The 21917-nt window shown below is 69.2% G+C and carries 21 protein-coding genes; 9 read left to right on the forward strand and 12 right to left on the reverse strand.

Features of this window, described 5'->3' with window-relative positions; genetic code table 11:
- Nucleotides 1-19 precede the first annotated feature (19 nt).
- Nucleotides 20-283 (forward strand): hypothetical protein, encoded by a 264-nt coding sequence (locus KHC27_RS09130; protein WP_213338152.1) that lies wholly within the window; start codon nt 20-22, stop codon nt 281-283.
- 172 nt (nt 284-455) lie between these two features.
- A complete protein-coding gene (locus KHC27_RS09135; RefSeq protein ID WP_213338154.1) occupies nt 456-1274 on the forward strand; it encodes a manganese catalase family protein in 819 nt (272 codons plus the stop codon).
- A 312-nt stretch (nt 1275-1586) separates the two neighbouring features.
- Here the strand turns inward: KHC27_RS09135 and KHC27_RS09140 are convergent, their stop codons facing one another.
- The 3 genes from KHC27_RS09140 to KHC27_RS09150 all read right to left on the reverse strand — a co-directional run bounded on the left by KHC27_RS09140 (nt 1587) and on the right by KHC27_RS09150 (nt 5611).
- The gene (locus KHC27_RS09140; protein WP_213338156.1) at nt 1587-3782 is read right to left on the reverse strand and encodes a malate synthase G; all 2196 of its coding nucleotides are present in this window, start codon (nt 3780-3782) and stop codon (nt 1587-1589) included.
- 155 nt (nt 3783-3937) lie between these two features.
- Complete coding sequence (gene aceA, locus KHC27_RS09145; protein ID WP_213338158.1) at nt 3938-5245, reverse strand: isocitrate lyase; 1308 nt, start codon at nt 5243-5245, stop codon at nt 3938-3940.
- 135 nt (nt 5246-5380) lie between these two features.
- On the reverse strand, nt 5381-5611 hold the full coding sequence (locus KHC27_RS09150) for a hypothetical protein (RefSeq protein WP_213338160.1): 231 nt from the start codon (nt 5609-5611) through the stop codon (nt 5381-5383).
- Nucleotides 5612-5766: 155 nt separating this feature from the next.
- On the opposite strand from KHC27_RS09150, the gene KHC27_RS22015 reads away from it, so the two are divergent.
- Complete coding sequence (locus KHC27_RS22015; protein WP_343210875.1) at nt 5767-7188, forward strand: helix-turn-helix domain-containing protein; 1422 nt, start codon at nt 5767-5769, stop codon at nt 7186-7188.
- 163 nt (nt 7189-7351) lie between these two features.
- Nucleotides 7352-7552, forward strand: coding sequence for a hypothetical protein (locus KHC27_RS09160; protein WP_213338162.1), 201 nt, complete (start codon nt 7352-7354; stop codon nt 7550-7552).
- A gap of 61 nt (nt 7553-7613) precedes the next feature.
- Here KHC27_RS09160 and KHC27_RS09165 read toward each other — a convergent pair whose 3' ends face one another.
- Genes KHC27_RS09165 through KHC27_RS09180 form a run of 4 tightly spaced genes read right to left on the reverse strand, consistent with a single transcriptional unit; the run spans nt 7614 to nt 11516 of the window.
- Nucleotides 7614-8276 (reverse strand): HAD family hydrolase, encoded by a 663-nt coding sequence (locus tag KHC27_RS09165; RefSeq protein ID WP_213338164.1) that lies wholly within the window; start codon nt 8274-8276, stop codon nt 7614-7616.
- Complete coding sequence (locus tag KHC27_RS09170; RefSeq protein ID WP_213338165.1) at nt 8273-9772, reverse strand: FGGY-family carbohydrate kinase; 1500 nt, start codon at nt 9770-9772, stop codon at nt 8273-8275. Before KHC27_RS09170 ends, KHC27_RS09165 begins: the two co-directional genes overlap by 4 nt.
- A 39-nt stretch (nt 9773-9811) precedes the next feature.
- Nucleotides 9812-10612 carry a BtpA/SgcQ family protein gene (locus tag KHC27_RS09175; RefSeq protein WP_213338167.1) on the reverse strand — a complete coding sequence of 267 codons (801 nt, stop codon included), beginning with the start codon at nt 10610-10612 and terminating at the stop codon, nt 9812-9814.
- Nucleotides 10613-10655: 43 nt separating this feature from the next.
- On the reverse strand, nt 10656-11516 hold the full coding sequence (locus KHC27_RS09180) for a DeoR/GlpR family DNA-binding transcription regulator (RefSeq protein ID WP_213338169.1): 861 nt from the start codon (nt 11514-11516) through the stop codon (nt 10656-10658).
- Nucleotides 11517-11674: 158 nt separating this feature from the next.
- Between KHC27_RS09180 and KHC27_RS09185 the strand changes: the two genes are divergently transcribed.
- The 5 genes from KHC27_RS09185 (at nt 11675) to KHC27_RS09205 (ending at nt 16956) form a co-directional block, all read left to right on the forward strand.
- On the forward strand, nt 11675-12475 hold the full coding sequence (locus KHC27_RS09185; protein ID WP_213338188.1) for an SDR family NAD(P)-dependent oxidoreductase: 801 nt from the start codon (nt 11675-11677) through the stop codon (nt 12473-12475).
- A 186-nt stretch (nt 12476-12661) separates the two neighbouring features.
- Entirely contained in the window at nt 12662-13798 is a 1137-nt protein-coding gene (locus tag KHC27_RS09190; protein ID WP_213338191.1) for an ABC transporter ATP-binding protein, read from the forward strand.
- A gap of 17 nt (nt 13799-13815) precedes the next feature.
- On the forward strand, nt 13816-14613 hold the full coding sequence (locus KHC27_RS09195) for a carbohydrate ABC transporter permease (RefSeq protein ID WP_213338193.1): 798 nt from the start codon (nt 13816-13818) through the stop codon (nt 14611-14613).
- Nucleotides 14614-14689: 76 nt separating this feature from the next.
- Nucleotides 14690-15970, forward strand: coding sequence for an extracellular solute-binding protein (locus KHC27_RS09200; RefSeq protein ID WP_213338195.1), 1281 nt, complete (start codon nt 14690-14692; stop codon nt 15968-15970).
- Nucleotides 15971-16074: 104 nt separating this feature from the next.
- Nucleotides 16075-16956 carry a carbohydrate ABC transporter permease gene (locus tag KHC27_RS09205; protein ID WP_213338197.1) on the forward strand — a complete coding sequence of 294 codons (882 nt, stop codon included), beginning with the start codon at nt 16075-16077 and terminating at the stop codon, nt 16954-16956.
- Nucleotides 16957-16981: 25 nt separating this feature from the next.
- Here KHC27_RS09205 and KHC27_RS09210 read toward each other — a convergent pair whose 3' ends face one another.
- The 5 genes from KHC27_RS09210 to KHC27_RS09230 all read right to left on the reverse strand — a co-directional run bounded on the left by KHC27_RS09210 (nt 16982) and on the right by KHC27_RS09230 (nt 21909).
- Nucleotides 16982-18505: a UxaA family hydrolase gene (locus KHC27_RS09210; protein WP_213338200.1), complete on the reverse strand. Its 1524-nt coding sequence runs from the start codon at nt 18503-18505 to the stop codon at nt 16982-16984.
- A 4-nt stretch (nt 18506-18509) separates the two neighbouring features.
- Nucleotides 18510-19520, reverse strand: coding sequence for a zinc-binding alcohol dehydrogenase family protein (locus tag KHC27_RS09215; RefSeq protein WP_213338202.1), 1011 nt, complete (start codon nt 19518-19520; stop codon nt 18510-18512).
- 124 nt (nt 19521-19644) lie between these two features.
- A complete protein-coding gene (locus tag KHC27_RS09220; RefSeq protein WP_213338204.1) occupies nt 19645-20454 on the reverse strand; it encodes a transporter substrate-binding domain-containing protein in 810 nt (269 codons plus the stop codon).
- 89 nt (nt 20455-20543) lie between these two features.
- On the reverse strand, nt 20544-21272 hold the full coding sequence (locus tag KHC27_RS09225; RefSeq protein WP_213338206.1) for an amino acid ABC transporter ATP-binding protein: 729 nt from the start codon (nt 21270-21272) through the stop codon (nt 20544-20546).
- Nucleotides 21256-21909, reverse strand: coding sequence for an amino acid ABC transporter permease (locus KHC27_RS09230; RefSeq protein WP_213338214.1), 654 nt, complete (start codon nt 21907-21909; stop codon nt 21256-21258). The genes KHC27_RS09225 and KHC27_RS09230 overlap by 17 nt, the downstream gene beginning before the upstream one ends.
- Nucleotides 21910-21917 lie beyond the last annotated feature (8 nt).

Genomic DNA, 21917 nt, shown 5'->3' on the forward strand with positions numbered 1-21917 from the left:
GGTGCAGTGAGTGCGTGACATGGCCAGGAGTTCCGCCCCTTCGTCCGAGGCGCCCGCCGCCGAGGTTCCCCGTGGGGCGCTCGACGTGGATCTGCTGGAGGCCTGCATCGCGGCGGCCCTCCAGACGGTGGAAACCCGCCAGCCCGAGATAGTGGCGAAGACCGGCGTCGCCGGCCTCAAGCTGTCATTGACCCATGCCGTGCTCGAAGGCGCCAGACTTTTCCCGGACGAGCCAGAGAAGATCGTTGAATTTGCCCTGAGGGCACTGCCGTCCTTTAGGTAAAATAAGAATATTTAGAGCGTTATGAAATAATCTCCGGAACGCATTGCTGTCGCGTACGTTCAAAATAGGTGCGGCAAGGCCGCCTTCACTGTCATCATACTTATCGCGGCGCAGATGGACGTTGCACGCCTTGCGGGGTGTGACGGACGACGCGCGCCCGTGCGGAGGATTCATGTTTTACACTGACGGCAAGCTCCAATATCCGGTCCGGGTCGAGACCCCGGATCCGGTTTTCGCCCGCGCTTTGCAGCAGGCCATTGGCGGGGTGGAAGGCGAAATCCGCGTCGCCCTGCAGTACATGTTTCAGGCCTTCGGTGCCCGCGGGCCGGTGAAATACCGCGACATGCTGCTGAACACCGCCACCGAGGAGCTGGGCCACATCGAGATGCTGGCGACCGCCGTGGCGCTGAACCTCGAGAAGGCGCCGCTGTCGATTCAGGAACAGATGGCGGCCGACCCGGTGGGCGGCGCGGTGCTCACCGGCATGGATTTCCGCCACGTGCTCTCGGCGGGCCTCGCGGCGATGCCGACCGACGCCAATGGCGTGCCGTTCGACGCCTCCCACGTCTATGCCTCCGGCAACATCGCCGCCGACATGTACGCCAATGTCACGGCGGAATCCTCGGGCCGCGTGCTCGCTACCCGGCTTTACAACATGACCAGCGACCCCGGCATGAAGGACATGCTGGCCTTCCTCATCGCCCGCGACACCATGCACCAGCAGCAGTGGCTGGCGGCCATCGAGGAGCTGGGCGGCAGCGCGGCGCTGCCGATCCCCGACAGCTTCCCGCAGGAGCAGGAGAAGCAGGAGTTCTCCTATGTCTATCTCGGCCACATGACCGACGGGTCGATTCCCGAGGGGCGGTGGACCTCCGGCCCCAGCATGGACGGCCGTTCGGAATTCAGCGGCCAGGTGTCGGAGCCCCTCGGCGGCGTGCCGAAGCTGGCGCCGGCCCGGCCGGACAGCGGCGCCCAGAACGGCCAGACATAAGCGTCCGGCACGGGCGGTCGGCTCCATCGACGGCGCGTTCGGGCGCAACAGCTAAGCCAGCCCCGGCGCGTCGCCGCCGGGCGCCGCGCGCGGCCGGCGCCGCAATCGCTTCATCGCGCCATCGCTTCCTGTGGGCCCCCGCCGGAAGCGTTCGCGCGTCCTCTGCGGGCGTCGCCGACATGGCGGCAGATACGAAAAATCCGCGCCCCGGCGAGGGGCTGCCGGGGCGCGGTCGAGCCCGCGGGGAAACCCGCGGGACGGACGGGGTGATGCCGCGCCGCGAGCGGCGGCGCGGGCGGCGGTGCCGGGGTTTCAGGCCGCGGCGCTGGAGCGCGTGCCGGTGCCGGCGTCGCGCGCCTTGGCTTCCAGCCGGCGGGCGTGGAGCACGAACTCGGTGTAGCCGTTGGGCTGGGCGCGGCCTTCCAGAATGAGGTCGCGCGCCGCCGCGAAGGCCGGGCCTTCAAAGGCGGGGGCCATCGGCCGGTAGCCCGGCTCGCCGGCATTCTGGGCGTCGACGACCGCCGCCATGCGGCGCAGCGTCTCCTCCACCTGGGCCTCGTCGACGACGCCGTGCAGCAGCCAGTTGGCGACATGCTGGCTGGAGATGCGCAGCGTCGCGCGGTCTTCCATCAGCCCGACATTGCGGATGTCCGGCACCTTGGAGCAGCCCACCCCCATGTCGACCCAGCGCACGACATAGCCGAGGATGCCCTGGATGTTGTTGTCCAGTTCCTCCTGGATGGCGGCCGCGTCCCAGCCGCGCCCGGCATCGAGCGGGATGGTGAGCAGGGCGCGCCGTGAGGCCGGCGCCCGGTGGCGCAGCGTGGCCTGACGGGCGAAGACGTCGACATCGTGGTAGTGCAGCGCGTGCAGGGTCGCCGCGGTGGGCGAGGGCACCCAGGCGGTGGTCGCCCCGGCCAGCGGATGGACGATCTTCTGCTCGATCATGTCGGCCATGCGGTCCGGCATCGCCCACATGCCCTTGCCGATCTGGCCGTGGCCGTCGAGCCCGGCGGCGAGGCCGGCATCGACATTGTTGTCCTCATAGGCCTTGATCCAGGCCTGCGCCTTCATCTCGTTCTTGCGCACCATGGCTCCGGCTTCCATGGCGGTGTGGATCTCGTCGCCGGTGCGGTCGAGGAAGCCGGTGTTGATGAAGACGACGCGGTCGCGGGCCGCGAAGATGCAGGCGCGCAGATTGGCGCTGGTGCGGCGCTCCTCGTCCATGATGCCGATCTTGAGCGTGCGGGGCGCCATGCCGAGGATCGCCTCGACCCGGCCGAACAGCTCCACCGCGAAGGCGACCTCCTCCGGCCCGTGCATCTTCGGCTTCACGACATAGACCGAGCCGGTGCGGCTGTTCTTCAGCGGGCCGGGGCCGCGCAGGTCGTGCAGCGCGATCAGCGCGGTGACGGCCGCGTCGAGCAGGGTTTCCGGGATCGGCTCGCCCGCGGCGGTCAGCACGGCGTCGGTCATCATGTGGTGGCCGACATTGCGCACCAGCATCAGGCTGCGCCCGTGGAGGGTGAGCGTGCCGCCGTCGGGCCGGGCATAGACCCGGTCGGCCGCGAGCTTGCGCTCCACGGTGCGGCCTTCCTTGCCGAAGCGGGCGGAGAGGGTGCCCTTCATCAGCCCGAGCCAGTTGCGGTAGACGAGGATCTTGTCCTCGGCATCGACCGCGGCGACGCTGTCCTCGGCGTCGACGATGGTGGTGACGGCGGCCTCGATGACGACGTCGGCGATGCCCGCCGGGTCACGGGCGCCGATGCGGTTGCTGCGGTCGATGACGATCTCGACATGCAGGCCGTTGTGAACCAGCAGCAGGGTGCTCGGCGCGTCGACCTCGCCGGTGAAGCCGACGAAGCCGGCGCGGTTCTTCAGCCCGGTGACGCTGCCATCGGCGAGATCGACGCAGATGCCGTCGCCGCAGACGCTGTAGCCGACCGCGTCGTGGTGGCTGCCGGTGGTCAGCGGGGCCACCGAATCGAGGAAATCGCGGGCGCGTGCGACGACCCGGGCGGCGCGGACGGGATTGAAGGTGGTGCCGCGCTCGGCGCCGTCGGTGTCGGGCAGCGCGTCGGTGCCGTAGAGCGCGTCATAGAGGCTGCCCCAGCGCGCATTGGCGGCGTTGAGGGCGTAGCGCGGATTGGTGACGGGAACGACGAGCTGCGGGCCCGGGATGCGGGCAAGCTCGTCGTCGACATCCGCCGTCGTCACGGCGAAGGGGCCGGGATCGGGCTGGAGATAGCCGATCTCGGTGAGGAAGCGCTCATAGGCGTCCTGGTCGAAGGCGCCGCGGTGGTCGCGGTGCCAGCCGTCGAGCGCGCGCTGGAGCGCGTCGCGCCGTTCCATCAGTACCGCGTTGCGCGGCGCGAAGTCCGCCACCAGAGCGGCGAAGCCGGCCCAGAACGCCTTGGCATCCACCCCTGTGCCCGGCAGGGCTTCGTTGGTGATGAAGGCGTGCAGCGCGGAATCGATCTTCAGGCCGGAAACGGCGATAGGGCTCATGGCGGGCTCTCGCAGGCTGGCCCGAGGCGGCGCCGCCGCGGGCAGGTGATCAGAGACAAAATAACGCACCGGATCGCTGCGGGTGCGATCACTTTAGTTGCATTGCACAAAGGCCCCGGGGGGCGAACAGACCCCCGGGGGGAGCGCGCGGCGGCTCAGTGGAACTGTGCGGTCTCGGTGGATTCGCCCATCGCGGTGGTGGCGCTGGTGCCTTCGCTCAGCACGGTGGCAATGGCGTCGAAGTAGCTGGTGCCCACCTCGCGCTGGTGGCGCATGGCGGAGAAGCCCTGCGCCTCGGCGGCGAATTCGGCTTCCTGGAGCTGGGAATAGGCGGCCATGCCGTCGTCCCGGTAGCGCCGGGCGAGATCGAAGGTCGTGTAGCTGAGGTTGTGGAAGCCGGCCAGGGTGATGAACTGGTACTTGTAGCCCATCGCGCCCAGCTCGCTCTGGAAGGTCTTCATCTGGGCGCGGTCCATGTGCTTGGCCCAGTTGAAGGAGGGCGAGCAGTTATAGGCCAGCATCTTGCCGGGGTGCACCTTGTGGACACCTTCGGCGAAGCGGCGGGCATCCTCGAGGCTCGGGGTCGAGGTCTCGCACCACAGCAGGTCGGCATAGGGGGCATAGGCGACGGCGCGGGCGATGCCGGCCTCGAAGCCGCCCTTGAGGCGGTAGAAGCCCTCGCGGGTGCGCTCGCCGGTGATGAAGGGCCGGTCCGCCTCGTCGATGTCCGAGGTGATGAGCCGGGCCGCTTCCGCGTCGGTGCGGGCCATGATGACGGTGGGCACGCCCATGACGTCGGCGGCGAGGCGCGCGGCGTTGAGGGTGCGGATGAAGGTCTGGGTCGGGACCAGAACCTTGCCGCCGAGATGGCCGCACTTCTTCTCCGAGGCGAGCTGGTCCTCGAAGTGGACGGCCGCCGCGCCGGCCTCGATCATCGCCCGGGTCAGCTCATAGGCGTTGAGCTGGCCGCCGAAGCCGGCTTCGGCATCGGCGATGATGGGGGCGAAGAAGTCGAGATCGGTGGTCGCCTTGCCGTCGGCCTTCTCCATGGTCTGGATCTGGTCGGCGCGCATGAAGGCCTTGTTGATGCGGCGGATGACGGCGGGCACGCTGTCAACCGCGTAGAGGCTCTGGTCGGGATACATGTCGCCGGAGGAATTGGCGTCCGCCGCGACCTGCCAGCCGGAGAGGTAGATGGCCTTCAGCCCGGCCTTCACCTGCTGCACCGCCTGGTTGCCGGTGTAGGTGCCCAGCGTCGGCAGGTAATCCTCGGTCTGGAGCAGCTCCCACAGCTTGCGGGCGCCGTGCTGGGCGAGGGTGTGGTCGATGCGCAGCGAGCCGGCGAGGCGGGCGACATCGGCGGGGGTGTAGGTGCGGCGGATGCCGTCCCAGCGGTTCGGCGCCCAGCCGGGGGCGGGGAACTGGTCGGGGCTGGACGGGGTGCCGCGGCGGGTGTCGAGCATGGCGTTTCCTTCCTGGACGTGGGCCCGCGCCTTCAGCGCGGTGTGAGCGGCGCCGGCGCGTGGCGCCGGCGGGATCGGGTCTGGTGCGGCGGCCCCGGCGGGCGGCGGCGGATGGTGCTGCGGGCGGCCGGCGGCTCAGCTCGGCCGGCGGCGGACATAGGTCGCCGCGACCAGCGGGCGGCCTTCGAACAGCGACTCGTTGCCGGCGCCGTCCGCCATGGTGAAGCGATGGCGCCCCATGCGGTGCACGACGGCGTAGTGCTGCTCGGCGAGACCCTGCGCCTGGAAGGCGCGGCTGATCTCTTCCGGGGTGCTGCCGATGATGGTGACGAATTCTTCGTCGAGGGTGGTGGGGTGCGGGCTCATGGGGTGCCTCCTTGGATGGTGTAAAGATTTAACACTCGACACCGGAAGGCAAGAACATTAGATAAATGAAGCTGTTAAGTTGAAAAGCCTTGTAAAATCCGGCCTGTGAAGTTGTAAATCCGGCAAAGTTGTAAACCGGGAAAAGGGAGTCCATCGTGCAGGGCAGCGATCTCCAGATCGGCGCGCGCATCCAGCGGATGCGCCGCCAGAAGAAGGTCTCGCAGGCGGACCTTGCCGCCGTGCTCGGCATTTCCGCCAGCTATCTCAACCTCATCGAGCACAACCGCCGCCGCATCACCGTGCCGCTGCTGATGAAGCTCTCCAGCCATTTCGGCATCGAGCCGGGCGAGCTGGTGGAGAATGACGAGCCGCGCCTCGTCGGCGACCTGATGGAGCTGTTCGGGGACGAGATCTTCGCCGACAGCGGCCTGACGAACCAGGATGTGCGCGACCTCGCCAGCTCCAACGCCGCGGTGGGCCGGGCGGTGGTGCGCCTGTTCGACCAGTACCGCGCCCTGCGCGTCGCCAAGCTCAGCGGCGGCGGCGCCGATCCCGAGGCGGTGGGCTATCACCCCGCCACCGAGGCGGTGTCGGACTTCATCCAGCAGAACGCCAACCACTTCCCCACGCTGGAGGCCGCGGCCGAGCGGGTGCGCCACGACATCGACGCCGCCGCCGATTCCTACGATTCCTTCGAGCACGGGCTGCGGACCTATCTCTTCAACGTGTTCGGCCTCAGCTGGCGGCTGGCGCCGCTGCCGGTCGGCATCGCCCGCCGCTACGATGCCGAACGCCGCGAGATCCTGACATCGGATGTGCTGTCCCCGGAGACGGCGGTGTTCACCGTCGCCCACCAGCTCGGGCTGCTGGCGGCGGCGCGGGAGATCGAGGAGCTGATCAACGCCTCCGACCTTCCCGCCGACGCGCCCGTCCTGACCCGAAACGCGCTGGCGAGCTACTTCGCCGGCGCGCTGGTCATGCCCTATGAGGCGTTCCTGCAGTCCTGCCGGGAGACCCGCTACGACATCGAGCGGGTGCAGCGGCGCTTCCGCGCCAGCTTCGAGCAGGTCTGCCACCGCATGACGACGCTGCAGCGCCCGGGCCTCACCGGCATTCCGCTCCACCTCGTGCGCACCGACATCGCCGGCAACATCTCCAAGCGCTTCTCGCTCTCGGGCATCCACATCTCCCGCCATTCCGGCGCCTGCCCGCGGTGGAACGTCTATTCGGCCTTCCTCCACCCCGAGCGAATCAATGTGCAGGTCAGCCAGATGCCGGAGGGGCAGCGCTATTTCTGCATCGCCCGCTCGGTGGCGAAGGGCGGCCACCGGCACAACGCGCCGCGTCGCCACATGTCGATCGGGCTCGGCTGCCACATCAGCTACGCCGCGCAGATGGTCTATTCCGACGGCATCAACCTCGCCGACCCCTCGCAAACCGTCCCGATCGGCGTGGGATGCCGCATCTGCCCGCGTCTCGACTGCGAACAGAGGGCACATCCTCCGGTTGATCACCGGTTTACGCTGAACGACGCCGAGGCCGCCGAGAGTTTCTATGCCTCCGGCCGGCGGAGCTGACATCTACCACCGGAAGGGTGCGTGCATGCCTTCGGCGCCCGCCGTTAGCTACTGCAGTGTGGATGAACGGCGGTCACGAACGCCGCGCTCGGCGGGGGGCGTTGCTATTCCGTGGGGATACGATACTACTCAGGGGCGTGTCGGTGGGTCACGAGCCTCTTGGATGTCGAAGACTGAAAAAAACAGATCGCGGGCTCACAAGGCCCGTCGGGAGAGACGTCAGGCTGATTTCCTGAACCGCCGCTATCTCCTGGGCGCCAATCACCCCTATGCACGCCTGCCGCTCTGGGTGCCGTATCCGCTGGCCAAGCTCTATGCCTGGCTTACCGCGCCCGATGCGGACGAGGCCGGCCGCAAGAAATAGGTCCCGGGCCGCCCCGGTGCCCGCGCCAGCCGCTACATCTTCCGCGTGCGTGGTCAGGGCATCAGGGCACCAGCAGCTCATAGACCCGGGACAGCCGGTCGATGGTGAGATCGACCCGGCCGAAGCCGCCGCCCGACGGGGCGTAGCCCACGACGTAAAGCCCCGCCTCTTCGGCCGAGCGTGCGCCGGTGTGGCTGTCCTCGACCGCGACGACCGCTTCGGGCGGCAGGCCGAGCCGGGTGCAGGCGGTGAGGTAGGGCTCGGGGTCCGGCTTGCCCTGGCTGACGTCGTCGAGGCTGATCGAGAAGGCCATGGCGTCGACGATGCCGAGCGCGGCGAGATTGGCGTCCACCACGCTGCGGCTGGAATTGGAGACGCAGACCTGCGGCACCCCGCGCCCGGCCAGGGCCCGGATGGTCGCCACCGCCTCCGCGATCGGAATCAGCTCCTCGGTATGGCCGACATAATGGGCGTTGATCGCCGCGAGCCATTCCCCCTGGTCGACGCCCTGCGGCAGGCGTGGCTGAAGGATGTCCCACACATCGAGGATATGGATGCCCCGGAACGCCTGGTCCGGGAGGTCGGTGAGATCGGCGCCCCAGCGCCGCGAGGCGGCGACGAGCGCCCGGTGGTGCAGCGGCTCGCTGTCCACCAGCGTGCCGTCGATGTCCCAGGCGACGGCGCGCAGGCGCTCGCGGGCGTTCTCGTCAGGGCGTGCGCTCATGCCGGGGCTTTCATCTGCAGGCGGCGGTACAGCTCGCGGAACCGGGCATAGCCCGCCGCATAGGTGCCCGCCGTCGCCGGGTCGGGCTGGACCTGCTCGTCATAGCCGACGAAGCGGGAAATGCCATCCCACTCCGCCAGCCCGAGCCCGACCGCGGCGGTCCACGCCGCCCCCAGCGACGAGCCGGGATGGCCGGTGAGCCGCTGCACCGGCTTCTGCAGCACGTCGGCGACGATCTGCATCCAGATGCGCGAGCTGGAGCCGCCATCGGAGACGAAATAGCGCTCGCAGCGGTGGCCCATGTCGGTCAGCACCTCGACATGGTGGGCGATGGCATAGGCATAGCCTTCCAGCAGTGCCCGCCAGACATGGCCGAGATCGTGCGAGAGGGTGAGCCCGTCGATGACGCCGCGCGCCTCGGGGTCGTGGATCGGGGTCTTCTCCCCCAGCAGATAGGGCAGGAACAGCACGCCGTCCGCGCCGGCGGGGCGGGCCGCCGCCAGCCGGTCGAGGTGCTGGTGCAGGGTGAGGCCGGCCGCCTGCGCCGCCGGCAGCTCGCCGCCGGCGAAGGTGCGGGCGAACCAGTTCAGCCCGGAGCCGCCGGTCGACATGCAGCCATTGGGCATGTAGAGGCCCGGCACGAGGTGGTAGTCGAGATAAAGCCGCGGGTCGGGCTTCACCGTGCCGGTGGCGGTGAGCACGTCGACCGAGCCGCCGAACTTCAGCAGCACGTCGCCGGCGCGGGTGACGCCGGCCCCGAGCGCCGAGGCGATGAGGTCTGCCGCGCCGCCGACCACGGGGGTGCCTTCGGCAAGCCCGGTCGCGACCGCCGCCGCCGCGGTGACATGGCCGAGAATCGCGTGCGAGAGCGTCTTGCGGGGAATCGCGGCGCGCGGGATGTGCGCCCAGCCGATCAGCTCGTCGTCGAGCGCGTGGCGGGTGATGTCGACGAAGCCGGCTTCCAGCGCCCAGTTCTGTTCCACCGCCCGCTCGCCGGTCAGGCGCCAGTTCACATAGTCGTAGGAGCCGAACACCGTGGCGATGCGGACGAAGATGTCCGGCTCGTTCGCCTCGATCCAGCGCAGCTTGGCGGTGACGAGCTGCTGGTTGATGCCGTTGCCGGCCTTGGCGATGAAGGCGGCCTCGTCGCGCTCGGCCCGCAGCGCCGCGACCTCGGCGCCGCAGCGCGCATCGCTCTGCTGGATCGAAGGGCGCAGCACCCGGCCTTCGGCATCGAGCAGCACCACCGCCGGCAACATGCCGGTGACGCCGACGCCGGCGATGTCGCGCGCGTCGATGCCGGCGGTGGCGATCAGCTCGCGGGTGATGGCGCCGACATTGTCCCACCATTGCGCCGGGTCCTCCTCCGCCCAGCCGGCATGGGCGGAGGTGAGCGTCACCGGGCGCGAGGCGACCCCCAGCACCTCGCCGGAAAGCGCGATGAGGATGCCGATGGTGGAGGTCGTGCCGATGTCGAGGCCGAGAATGCAGCTCATGTCAGCCCATCAGGTCAGGCGGAGGGGAGGGGGGCCGGCTCAGCGCAGCGCGTTCACCACGTCCATGAAGCGGGCGACGCGGCCGGCGTCCACCGGGTTCCAGGTGTTGCCGTCGACCTTGAAGTGGGTGCCGATCACGACGCCGCTGGCGACCGAGAAGATGTCGCGGACATTCTCGATGTTCACGCCGGTATTGGCGAAGATCGGCACGTCCTTCACCGTCTCGGCGACGCTGCGCAGGTGCGACTGGTCGGCCGGCTGGCCGGTGATCGGGCCGGAGACCAGGATCGCGTCGGCGAGCGAGGAGAACACCGCGCTCTTGGCGCGCAGCTCGATCGGGCGCTGGTCCAGCGAATGCGCGAACTCGGCGTTGATGTTGAACAGCATCTTCATGTCGTCGCGCTTGAGGTCGTGGCGCAGCCGCGCCGCCTCGGCGCAGTTCGGCTCCCACAGCCCCATGTCGGAGGCGAACAGCCCGGTGAAGATCTCGCGCACGAAGCTCGCCCCCGTCACCGCGCCGATGGCGACCGTGGCGACCGGGTCCCACAGATAGTTCACGCCGAAGGGCACCTTCAGGCTCGGCTTCACCGCCTGCACGATGGCGCTCATGGCGGCGATGGAGGCCGGCGAGCCCTTGAAGACGTAGGGTCGGTCGTTCTCGTTGCCGAACATGATGGCGTCGACACCGCCGGCCTGCAGCTTCTCGACATCGGCGAGCACCCCCCCGATCAGCTTGTCGAGGCCGCCATCGGCGTCATAGAGCGGGGCGCCGGGCAGGGCGCCGATATGGGCCATGGCGATGACGACCTTCTTCTTGTCGCCGAAGCACTCGAAAACCATCTGGTCTACTCCTTGAAAAACGGCGGGCCCGGCGCGGGCCGCGTCACGCGCTGGGGGAGGTTCGCGCGATGCGCACATCCACCCGGGCCGCCGCCAGGGCGGTGGCGATGCGGGCGGGCGGTTCGGCATCGGTGATGAGCATGTTGATGTCGGCGAGGGCGCCCACCTGCACCAGCGACATGCGCTGGAACTTGGCGCTGTCGCACAGCAGGACCTTCACCCCGGCGCGGCGGAGATAGACCCGCTTGAGGTCGGCATCCTCGAAGGAATAATCGTAGAAGCCCTCCGCCGTGAGGCCGGAGGCGCCGATCACCGCGACGTCGAACCACAGCTTTTCGAACTGGGCGATGGCGGTCGGCCCCCAGACCGACATCTCGTCGGCGCGCACCCGGCCGCCCGCGACATAGACCTCCGGCAGCCCGCCATCGAGCAGCGAGGCGACCCGCAGGCTGTTGGTGAAGACCTTGATGTGCGGGGTCTCGCGCAGGTGGCCGGCGGTGAGATAGGTGGTGGTGCCGACATCCACCGCGACGGTGCGGTGGCCGGCGATCACGCTGGCGGCGAGCGCGGCGATGGCGCCCTTGCCGTCGGCGCCCCGGCGCAGGCGGGCCTCGAAGCTCGGCTCGTCGCTGTCCATCACCACCGGGGGCGGCGCCTCGGGGGCGACCGCGCCGCCGTGCACGCGCACCAGCCGCCCCTCCCGCTCCAGCTCGACCAGGTCGCGGCGGATCGTCATGTCGGAGACGCCGAGCTCGCTGGCGATGGCCGCGACCGAGACCGCGCCGGTGGCGGCGAGCTGGTCGAGGATGCGGGCGTGACGGGTGGGCAGCAGGATGCGCTGGCGATCCTCGGCGCGGCCGGCGTCCAGCGTCTCGGGCGTCTGGGGGTCGAGGTCGTCGGGCATGGCGGGGTCCGCGGGTCGAGGCGTCGGGCAGGCGTGGCCAGGGCGGCCGAAGCGTCTCGTCTTCCTACCGCAGATGCGGACAAAATCAAACACGAGAATCTTCTTGATGTGAATTTATGTTCATATAAGGTGCCGCTCAAACACGAGGAGAGCTGCCTATGAGCCCGTCGCCGGTCGTCGCCCCTGTCTTTCCCGAGCTGGCCGGGCGGCTGGCGCTGGTCACGGGCGGCGCGGTGGGCATCGGCCGCGCCATCTCGGCCGCGCTGGCGCGGCAGGGCGTGCGGGTCGCGATCGGCGACATCGACCTTGCCGCCGCCGAGCGGACCGCCGCCGACATCGGCGGCGGCGCCATTGCGGTGAGGATCGACGTGCGCGAACGCGCGGCGGTCGAGGCCGGTTTCGCCGAGGTGGTGGCGCGGCTCGGCGGCTGCGATCTCCTCATCGCCAATGCCGGCGTCTCCACCATGAAGCCGGCGCTGGAGATCACCGACGCGGAGTGGGAGTTCAACTTCGCGGTGAACACCCGCGGGGTGTTCCTCACCAACCAGATCGCGGCGCGCCATTTCGTCGACACCGGCAAGGGCTGCATCGTCAACACCGCCTCGCTGGCGGCCAAGGTGGGCGCGCCGCTGCTGGCGCATTATTCCGCCTCCAAATTCGCCGTGCTCGGCTGGACCCAGGCGCTGGCGCGCGAGCTGGCGGGCAAGGGCATCCGCGTCAATGCGGTGTGCCCCGGCTTCGTCGCCACCAGCATGCAGTCGCGCGAGGTGGAGTGGGAGGCTGGCCTGCGCGGCGTCACGCCCGAGCAGGTCATCGCCGACTACATCGCCCAGACCCCGCTCGGCCGGCTGGAGCAGCCGGAGGATGTCGCCGACGTCGTGGTGTTCCTGTGCTCGGACCAGGCGCGCTTCATGACCGGCCAGGGCATCAACGTCACCGGCGGCGTCTACATGACCTGAGGCCCGTGCGCCGGTGTGCCGCCGGTGTGCGTTTGTGCTGTTGATTCGCGCGTGACGTTCAGATGACCTGTTGATCTGTTCGAAATTGTGCTTTTAGATGTGCCGCCGCAGCCGGGGTCGAGACCGGCGGGCGGCAACGCCCGGGCCGGGGAGATCCACCCCGCCGGTGCGGCCAGAGGACCGCCGATGTCGTCGATCGAGCTCGATCATGTCTCCAAGCTCTACGCCAGCGGCGCCTATGGCGTGCGTGACGTCGACCTCACGATCGGCGACGGCGAGTTCGTGATCTTCCTCGGTCCTTCCGGCTGCGGCAAATCCACCACCCTGCGCATGATCGCGGGGCTGGAGAGCATCACCTCCGGCGACCTGCGCATCGGCGGGCGCAGCGTGACCCATGTCGCCCCGCGCGAGCGCAACATCGCGGTGGTGTTCCAGTCCTACGCGCTCTACCCCCATATGAGCGTGCGCGAGAACATGGGCTTCGGCCTCAAGATGCGCGGCGTCGCCCGCGGCGTCATCGACGGCAAGATCCGCGAGGCGGCGAGCCTGCTCGGCCTCACCCCCTATCTCGACCGCCGGCCGGCGGCGCTCTCGGGCGGCCAGCGCCAGCGCGTCGCGCTCGGCCGCGCCATCGTGCGCGATCCCGTCGCCTTCCTGCTCGACGAGCCGCTCTCCAATCTCGACGCCCAGCTCCGCGCCGAGATGCGGCTGGAGCTGGTGAAGCTGCACCGCCGGCTCGGCCGCACCATCGTCCATGTGACGCACGACCAGGTCGAGGCGATGACCATGGGCGACCGCATCTGCATCATGCGCGAGGGTCGCATGATCCAGGTGGGCAAGCCGCTCGAGGTCTATGCCGACCCGGTCGATACCTTCGTCGCCCGCTTCCTCGCCACCCCGCCGATGAACCTCGTGCCGGCGCGGCTGGAAGGCCGCGACGACGGTCTCGTGGTCCGCGCCCCCGGCCTCGATGTCGCGGTGCCGGAGAGGCACCGCGACGCCTATGCCCCCGCCGCCGGGCGCGAGGTGATCTTCGGCCTGCGCCCGGAAGACCTGCACGAGGCGCCGGCGCCCGGCCTGCAGAAGGTGGAGGTCACCGTCGTCGCGCTGGAGGCGCTCGGGGTGGAGAACATCCTGATCGGCCAGCTCGCCGGGGCCGGCGCGATCCGGCCGGTCGAGATCGCGGCGCGGCTCTCCCGCCACTACACCGCCCCGGTCGGGGCCACCGTGCCGCTCTATCTCGACGCCCGGCCCATGCACCTGTTCGACCCCGAGACGACGCGGGCGCTGCCGCGGCCCCGTCTCGGCGTGTTGCAGCCCTGAGCGGGGAGGAAGCGGACATGCGGCGCGTCGCTCTCCATCTCGGCCTGCTCCTGGTCTGCGCGGTCATTCTGGTGCCGCTGCTCTGGGTGGTGCGCACCAGCTTCCTGCCGGAATCGATGTCCTATTCCGCCGAGCTGATGCCGGCGGCGACGCTCGACAACTACGTCGCCCTCTTCACCTCCACCCGCTACGGCCCGTCCTATCTCAACAGCCTGATCGTGGCGGTCGGCTCGGTGGTGGTGGCGCTGCCCTTCGCCTGCATGACCGGCTACGCCTTCGCCCGCTTCAGGACCAGCGGCAAGGCCGGGCGGTTCGCGGTGCTGGCGATCCAGATGCTGCCGCCGGTGGCCATCGTGCTGCCGACCTTCACGCTGTTCCGCATGTTCGGCCTCACCAACTCGCTGACGGGGCTGATCATCGTCTATGCCGCGGTGAACCTGCCCTTCCTCATCTGGATCCTGATGGGGTTCTTCGAGGGGATACCGGTCGATCTCGAATGGGCGGCGATGACCGATGGCGCCACCGCCTGGGGCGCGTTCTGGCGGATCGTGCTGCCGGTGTCGCTGCCGGGCATCGCGGCGGCGGGCGTGCTGGGCTTCATCCTCACCTGGAACGAATTCCTGTTCGCCCTGGTGCTGAGCGGGCCGCAGACCGCGACCGTGCCGGTGGCGCTCGCCGCGCTGCAGACCTCCAACGGGGTGCAGATCGCCAAGGTCTCGGCCGGCGTGGTGCTCGCCGTGCTGCCGCTGGTGATCGCCTCCCGCTTCATCCAGCGCTTCATCGTCCAGGGGCTCACCTTCGGCAGCGTGAAGTGACGTGACGACCGCGCGGCCACCGGCCGGCGCCAACAAGGCGGACGAAGGTCCGATCCAGACGGAACAGGAGAACGACATGCAGTTGAAGCGCAGTCTCATCTCGACCCTGCTCGGCGCGACGATGCTCGCCGCCGCCGGCCCCGCCTTTGCCGAACCCGTCACCCTGCGCGCCCTGATGGAGGACGTGCCGGAGACCCAGATCATCGAGAAGCTGCTGCCGGAATTCGAGAAGGAGACCGGCATCAAGGTCGAGTTCGAGAAGATCGGCTATGGCGACATGCACGACAAGCTGGTCGCCCAGCTCGTCTCGCCGGAGAGTTACTACAACGTGCTGGAGGTCGATTTCCTCTGGGCCGGCGAATTCCCCGCCGCGGGCTGGCTGGAAAACCTGAAGCCCTATGTCGAGAAGTCCGGCTTCGACCTGAAGCCGATCATCCCCTCGATGCTCGACCTGCTCGGCGCCACGCCGGACGCCCTGCCGATCCTGCCCATGTACAACTACTCCATGGGCCTGATCTACCGCACCGACCTCATCGGCGACGCCAAGGTGAAGGCGGACTACAAGGCCAGGACCGGCAAGGACCTCGCCGTGCCGGCGACGCTGGCGGACTATGTCGCGCTGTCGAAGTACTTCAAGGCCGCCGGCGGCGACGTGGTGGGCGCGGCGATGCAGGGCCAGCGCGGCGATCCGAACTCCATGGAGTTCTCGAACTACCTGTTCTCCGCCGGCGGCGCCTATCTCGACTCCGGCCGCAAGGTGGTGCTGAACAGCCCGGAAGGCCTCGCTGCGCTGAAGCTCTACGCCGACAACGTGCAGAACGGCGCCCAGCAGGGCGCGCTCTCGGCCACGCTCGACGACACGATGCGGCTGATGTGCGCGGGCAAGGCGTTCAGCATGGTCACCTACTGGTGGATGCTGCCGCAGCTCGACGATGCCGCCAAGTGCCCGGCGGTGGCCGGCAAGCTGGCGCTCAGCGTCATGCCGGGCGGCCATGGCGAGAGCGGCGGCTGGGGCTGGGGCATTCCCAAGAACACCTCGGATGAATCCAAGGCCGCGGCCTGGAAGTTCATCGAATGGGTGCAGAGCCAGAAGATCTCGGTCGCCCGCGCGCTGGAAGGCCACGCCCCGGTGCGCTCCGACGTCTACACCGACCCGGCGGTGCTGAAGAAGTATCCCTTCTACAAGACCGGCCTCGAGGTGGTCGCCTCGGGCAAGTCGTTCCCGATCTTCGCCTATTCCGCCCAGTACGAGGATGTGCTCGGCGCCCAGCTCTCGCTGGCCGCGGGCGGGCAGGCGAAGCCCGAAGATGCGCTGAAGGCCGCTGCGGACGGCCTGACCCAGCTCCTCAACAAGTGAGGACCGTCGGCGGCTAACGCCTTCAGCCATATGGTGCGCCGGTCCCGCCCCCCGGGGCCGGCGCATCTTCCACCTTCGCGGCCATTGACCTGGGACGAACGAGCATGCGCCTTCCGGCATTCGCGGATCGGGAGTGGCGGACCGGCTGGGCCTTCGCGGCGCCGGGGCTGCTGACGCTCGCCCTCGTCATGGGCTTTCCGCTGGTCTATGCCGCGCTGATCTCGGTCTCGTCGCTGACGCTGCTCAAGCCGATGCTGCAGCCCTTCGTCGGCGCGAAGAACTTCGTCGCGGTGATGAGCGACCCGCTGTTCTGGGGCGCGCTGTGGCTCACCGTGAAATACTCGCTCGTCACCGTGCTCGGCGAGTTCGTCATCGGCCTCGCCATCGCGCTGATGCTGAACCGCACCGTGACGATGAAGCCGGTCTATTTCGCCGTGCTCACCATTCCCATGGCGATGTCGCCGGTCAGCGTGGCGCTGATCTGGCGCATGCTGCTGCAGCCCAATCTCGGCATCGCCAACCAGGTGATGGAGAGCCTCGGCCTGCCGCGGGTGGACTGGCTCGGCAATGCCGATCTCGCGCTGTGGACCATGGCGGCGATCGACATCTGGCAGCAGACCTCCTTCGTCGTGCTGATCCTCGCCGCCGGCCTCGCCGCGCTGCCGCGCGACCCCTACGAGGCGGCCGAGGTGGACGGGGCGACCGCGCTCCAGCAGTTCTGGTACATCACCCTGCCGATGCTGCGGCCGGTGGCGGCGATCGCGGTCATCATCCAGCTCATCAACGAGTTCCGCACCTACGACCTGCCCTACATCCTCACCAAGGGCGGGCCGGGCACCTCGACCGAGGTGCTGAGCTTCTTCGCCTATCGCCGCGCCTTTCTCGGCCTGTCGCTGAACGAGGGGGCGGCGGCCTCCTTCGTGCTGCTGCTCATCGTGCTGGGGCTCACCGTGCTGTTCTTCTGGAGCCTCGAACGAAAGCGCTGAGGCCGGCGCCCGGGCCGGCCGGCCCTCACATCACCGCGCCGAGCTGCCAGGGCACGAACTCGTTGCGGCCATAGCCGAGCAGCTCGGATTTCGAGCGCCGGCCGGAGGCGATGTCGAGCACCAGCTCGAAGATCTCGCGGCCCTTGGCCTCGATCGACACGCCGTCGAGGATGTCGCCGCAATTGATGTCCATGTCCTCCTCCATCCGGCGGAAGAGGTCGGAATTGGTGGCGAGCTTCACCGAGGGGGTCGGCTTGCAGCCATAGGCCGAGCCACGCCCGGTGGTGAAGCACAGCATGTTGGCCCCGCCCGCCACCTGCCCGGTCGCCGCGACCGGGTCGTAGCCGGGCGTGTCCATGTAGACGAAGCCCTTGCGGTCGATCCGCTCGGCGTAGCGATAGACCCCGCGCAGGGTCGAGGTGCCGCCCTTGGCCACCGCGCCGAGCGATTTTTCGAGGATGGTCGTCAGCCCGCCGGCCTTGTTGCCGGGGGAGGGGTTGTTGTTCAGCTCGCCGCCGGTGCGGGCGGCGTAGTCGGTCCACCAGTCGATCAGCTCGACGATGCGCCGGCCCACCGCCTCGCTTTCGGCGCGGCGGGTGAGCAGGTGCTCGGCGCCGAAGATCTCCGGCGTTTCGGAGAGGATGGCGGTGCCGCCATGGCGCACCAGCAGGTCCACCGCGGCGCCGAGCGCCGGGTTGGCGGTAAGGCCGGAATAGCCGTCGGAGCCGCCGCACTGCAGCGCCAGCGTCAGCTCCGACACCGGCACGCTCTCGCGCGTCGCGGCGTTGGCGTGGGCGAGCATCTCGGTGATCTTGGCAACGCCGGCTTCGATCGACTTGCGGGTGCCCCCGCTCTCCTGGATGGTCAGCGACTGGAAGCTGGCCCCCGGGACGATGCCGTATTCCTTCATCATCCGCGGAATCTGGAACACCTCGCAGCCCAGCCCCACCACCAGCACCGAGGCGAAGTTGGGGTGGCTGGCATAGCCCCACTGGGTGCGGGCGAGGATGTCGTATTCCTCGCCCTTGGAGGCCATGCCGCAGCCGGTGCCGTGGGTGAAGGCCACCACGCCGTCGATGTTGGGGTAGTCGTCCAGCACGCCCGAGCGCGTCACCGCGTCGGCGATGAACTCGGCGACGGTGGCCGAGCAGTTCACCGAGGACAGGATGCCGATATAGTTGCGGGTGCCCACCCGCCCGTCGGCGCGGCGGAAGCCCTGGAAGGTCGCGGGCGCCTCGCCCGGCAGCAGGCCGCTGTCGGGCCGGGCTTCGGTGGCGAAGGCGTAGTCGCGCTCGAACGCCTGCAGCACGACATTGTGCTCGTGCACCCAGTCCCCCGGCGCGATGGCGCTGCCGGCGAAGCCGATGACCTGGCCGAACTTGCGGATCGCCTCGCCGGCGGCGATGGGCCGCGCGGCCACCTTGTGGCCCTTCGGGATGTGCCGGGCGGCGGTGATGCCCTCGGGCAGCGCGCTGCCGGCGGCGACGCTGTCGACCGCGATGATGACGTTGTCGGCCTCGTGGAGACGCAGGGTGCGTGGAACGGCCATCGGCTCAGACTTCCAGAATTGCCTTGATGACCCCGGCCTCCGGCTTCAGCCAGGCGTCGAACAGCGCCGCCCCCTCGGCGAGCGGGCCGCCATGGGTGTGCAGCGCCCGGGTCGGCACCCGGCCGGCCTCCATCTGCCGCACCACCTCGGCGAAGTCGTCGGCCTGGGCGTTGCGGCTGGCGAAGAGGGTGGCCTCGCGCTTGTGGAATTCGGGGTCGGAGAAGGTGATGTCGGTGCGCACCACGCTCACCAGCACATAGCGCCCGGCATGGGCGAGGAAGCCGAAGCCGCGCTGCATGGCACCGGCATTGCCGGTGGCGTCGATCACCACATCGTAGAAATCGCCGCCGGTCAGCCGCTTGGCCTCGGCCTCGGCGGAGGCGTCGGCGACCAGCATCTGGTCGGCGCCGAGCCGGTCGATCGTGAAGGCGAGGCGGTCCTCGCGCAGGTCCATCACCGTGACATGGGCGCCGCGCGCCTTGGCGAAGATGATGGCGGACATGCCGATGGGCCCGGAGCCAACCACCAGCACGCGGTCCTGCGCGGTGATGCCGCCGCGCTTCACGCCATGGGCGCCGATGGCGAGGAACTCGATCATCGCCGCCTCGTCGAGGCTGGCGGCGCCCGCCGGCACCACATTGCCGACCGGCACGCAGAGGAATTCCGCCATGCCGCCGTCGCGGTGCACGCCGAGCACGTTGATGTTCATGCAGGCATTGTTCACGCCCTTGCGGCAGGCGAGGCAGGTGCCGCAGGACAGATACGGCACGATGTAGACGTTCTGGCCGCTGGCGAGCCCGCTGCCCGCCGGCGCGCTCTCCACCGTGCCGGAAAGCTCGTGTCCCATCACCCGGGGATATTCGAGGAAGGGGTGCTTGCCCTGGTAGATGTGGAAGTCCGTGCCGCAGATGCCGACGCGGCGGATGCGGATCAGCGCCTCGCCCTCGCCCGGCACCGGCTCGGGCCGGCTGATGATCGACAGGCGGCCGGGTTCGTCACAGATCAGGGCTTTCATGGCGGCTCTCGCGGGCTCGGGCAGCATAACGGGGCTTTGGCAGGAAAAGCCCGGCCCGTGGGTGCGGGCCGGTCAGTGGTCGGGAGGAGGAGCGGTCGCAGGCCGGTGCCGGGCCGGCCCGGGCTCAGGTCTTCGGCATCTCGGCGGGCAGCGGCACGCCGTTGTACTTGAGGTAGATCTCGTTCAGCTTGCCGTTCGCCAGATTGGCGGCGACGAATTCGTTGAGCCGGGCGCGCAGCGCGTCGTCGCCCTTGCGCAGGCCGATGGCGTAGGGGTTGGTCTTGAGAACGATCTTGGTTTCCAGCGGGTCGTTGGCCCGGCGCAAGTTCACCGCCGCCATCACCTGCGGCGAGGAGGCCATCACGTCGACCTGGCCGGACACCAGCGCGGTGATGAGGGTGGCGTCGTCGTCGTAGCGCACGATCTCGGCATTGGTGATGCGCGCGGTGGCTTCCTTGTCGTTGGTCGAGCCGCGCGTGGTGCCGATCCGCTTGCCGGCGAGGTCGTCGATGCTCTTGATCGGGGTGCCCTTGCCGGCGGCGACGACGATCTGGATCACGCCATAGGCGTCGGAGAAGTCGATGACCTTCTTGCGCTCCTCGTTCACGCTGAAGGAGGCCATCACCAGGTCGGCCTTGCCGGTGAGCAGGAAGGGCACGCGGTTGGGGCTGGTGACCTGCACGATCTCCAGCGGCACGCCGAGATCGGCGGCGAGCAGGCGGGCGGTCTCGACGTCGGAGCCGGTGGGCTGCATCTGCGCGTCGGTCAGGCCGAAGGGCGGCGAACCGAGGTCGATGGCGATCAGCACCTTGCCGCGCTTCTTGATGTCGTCGAGGGCGCCGGCGCGGGCCGGGCGCAGGCCGAGGCCGCCGGCAAGGCCGGCCAGCGCGGTGGCGGCGAGAAAGCCGCGGCGGTTCAGCTTCATGGCGTTCATGGGTGTTCTCCCTGGGTTTTCACTCTGGCGGTGTCTGTTCAGGCGTCGGCGAAGGGTGAGATGACGGGCCGCGCGGCCCGGCGGCGCGGCTAGAGCCCGCTGCCGACGAAGCTGGCGAGTTCCGCGGTCTTGGGGGCGTCGAGCATGGAGCCGGGGCCGGTCTCCCAGACCTTGCCCTTGTGCATGTAGATGACCTGGCTCGCGACCTTGCGGGCAAAGGCCATCTCGTGCGTCACGAGGATCATCGTCATGCCGCCGCGGGCGAGGTCCTCCATCACCTTCAGCACCTCGCCGGTGAGCTGGGGGTCGAGCGCGGAGGTCACCTCGTCGAACAGCATCAGCTTGGGCTGCATCGCCAGCGAGCGGGCGATGGCGACGCGCTGCTGCTGGCCGCCGGAGAGCTGCTCGGGGTAGTTCTCCGCCTTGGCCTCCAGCCCGACCCGGGCCAGCACCTCGCGGGCGAGCTCGCGCGCCTTCGCCTTGGGCAGCGCCTTCACGCAGGTCGGCGCCAGCATGATGTTCTGCTCCACCGTGAGGTGGGGAAACAGGTTGTAGCTCTGGAACACGATGCCGACGTCGCGGCGCAGGCTGCGGCGGTCGAGCTTGGGGTCGTGCACGGCATGGCCGCACACGTCGATCGAGCCGTGCTCGATGGTCTCCAGCGCGTTGATGCAGCGCAGCGCGGTCGACTTGCCCGAGCCGGACTGGCCGATCACCGCCGCCACCTCGCCGCGGCCGACCTCGAAGGAGACGCCCTCGAGAACCTTGTGGCTGCCGAAGCTCTTGTGAACGTTGTGAAGTCTAACGACGGCCGACATTGAGCTTCCTTTCCAGACTCCGGCTCCAGGTGGAGAGCGGGAAGCAGATGGCGAAGTAGATCGCCGCCACCACCATGAACACGGTGAACGGCTCGAAGATGGAGTTGTTGATGAGCTTGCCCGCCTGGGCCAGCTCGACGAAGCCGACCACCGAGGCCAGCGAGGTGTTCTTGACGATCTGGACGAGGAACCCGACCGTCGGCGCGGTGGCGATGCGGGCGGCCTGCGGCAGGATCACCCGCGTCATCCGCTGCCAGGGCGTCAGCGCCAGGCACTCCGCCGCTTCCCACTGGGTCCTGGGCACCGACTGGATGCAGCCGCGCCAGATCTCGGCGAGGAAGCCGGAGGAATAGATCGTCAGCCCCAGCCCCGCCGCCGCCAGCGCAGGGACCTCGCTGAAGCCGAGGATGGCGATGCCGAAATAGATGAGGAACAGCAGGATCAGCAGCGGCGTGCCCTGCACGATCTGGATGTAGCCGATCGCCGCCCAGCGCAGCCCGCGCACCGGCGAGATGCGGGCCAGCGCGACGGCGAAGCCGACGAGGCCGCCGCCGATGAAGGCGATGGCGGACAGGCCCAGCGTCCAGAGCGCGGCCCAGCCGAGGAATTCGAGATGAACGAGGCTGAAGGTCGGCATCCCCATCT

Origin of the sequence: Ancylobacter lacus (assembly GCF_018390635.1) — a bacterium.
Classification (GTDB): Bacteria; Pseudomonadota; Alphaproteobacteria; order Rhizobiales; family Xanthobacteraceae; genus Ancylobacter; species Ancylobacter lacus.

What these genes read in the sequence shown, in the direction of transcription:
- KHC27_RS09130 (WP_213338152.1), top strand. Translation starts at nt 20, where the DNA reads ATGGCCAGGAGTTCCGCCCCTTCGTCCGAGGCGCCCGCCGCCGAGGTT.
- KHC27_RS09135 (WP_213338154.1), top strand. Translation starts at nt 456, where the DNA reads ATGTTTTACACTGACGGCAAGCTCCAATATCCGGTCCGGGTCGAGACC.
- KHC27_RS09140 (WP_213338156.1), bottom strand. Translation starts at nt 3,782, where the DNA reads ATGAGCCCTATCGCCGTTTCCGGCCTGAAGATCGATTCCGCGCTGCAC.
- aceA (WP_213338158.1), bottom strand. Translation starts at nt 5,245, where the DNA reads ATGCTCGACACCCGCCGCGGCACCCCGTCCAGCCCCGACCAGTTCCCC.
- KHC27_RS09150 (WP_213338160.1), bottom strand. Translation starts at nt 5,611, where the DNA reads ATGAGCCCGCACCCCACCACCCTCGACGAAGAATTCGTCACCATCATC.
- KHC27_RS09160 (WP_213338162.1), top strand. Translation starts at nt 7,352, where the DNA reads ATGTCGAAGACTGAAAAAAACAGATCGCGGGCTCACAAGGCCCGTCGG.
- KHC27_RS09165 (WP_213338164.1), bottom strand. Translation starts at nt 8,276, where the DNA reads ATGAGCGCACGCCCTGACGAGAACGCCCGCGAGCGCCTGCGCGCCGTC.
- KHC27_RS09170 (WP_213338165.1), bottom strand. Translation starts at nt 9,772, where the DNA reads ATGAGCTGCATTCTCGGCCTCGACATCGGCACGACCTCCACCATCGGC.
- KHC27_RS09175 (WP_213338167.1), bottom strand. Translation starts at nt 10,612, where the DNA reads ATGGTTTTCGAGTGCTTCGGCGACAAGAAGAAGGTCGTCATCGCCATG.
- KHC27_RS09180 (WP_213338169.1), bottom strand. Translation starts at nt 11,516, where the DNA reads ATGCCCGACGACCTCGACCCCCAGACGCCCGAGACGCTGGACGCCGGC.
- KHC27_RS09185 (WP_213338188.1), top strand. Translation starts at nt 11,675, where the DNA reads ATGAGCCCGTCGCCGGTCGTCGCCCCTGTCTTTCCCGAGCTGGCCGGG.
- KHC27_RS09190 (WP_213338191.1), top strand. Translation starts at nt 12,662, where the DNA reads ATGTCGTCGATCGAGCTCGATCATGTCTCCAAGCTCTACGCCAGCGGC.
- KHC27_RS09195 (WP_213338193.1), top strand. Translation starts at nt 13,816, where the DNA reads ATGCGGCGCGTCGCTCTCCATCTCGGCCTGCTCCTGGTCTGCGCGGTC.
- KHC27_RS09200 (WP_213338195.1), top strand. Translation starts at nt 14,690, where the DNA reads ATGCAGTTGAAGCGCAGTCTCATCTCGACCCTGCTCGGCGCGACGATG.
- KHC27_RS09205 (WP_213338197.1), top strand. Translation starts at nt 16,075, where the DNA reads ATGCGCCTTCCGGCATTCGCGGATCGGGAGTGGCGGACCGGCTGGGCC.
- KHC27_RS09210 (WP_213338200.1), bottom strand. Translation starts at nt 18,505, where the DNA reads ATGGCCGTTCCACGCACCCTGCGTCTCCACGAGGCCGACAACGTCATC.
- KHC27_RS09215 (WP_213338202.1), bottom strand. Translation starts at nt 19,520, where the DNA reads ATGAAAGCCCTGATCTGTGACGAACCCGGCCGCCTGTCGATCATCAGC.
- KHC27_RS09220 (WP_213338204.1), bottom strand. Translation starts at nt 20,454, where the DNA reads ATGAACGCCATGAAGCTGAACCGCCGCGGCTTTCTCGCCGCCACCGCG.
- KHC27_RS09225 (WP_213338206.1), bottom strand. Translation starts at nt 21,272, where the DNA reads ATGTCGGCCGTCGTTAGACTTCACAACGTTCACAAGAGCTTCGGCAGC.
- KHC27_RS09230 (WP_213338214.1), bottom strand. Translation starts at nt 21,909, where the DNA reads ATGCCGACCTTCAGCCTCGTTCATCTCGAATTCCTCGGCTGGGCCGCG.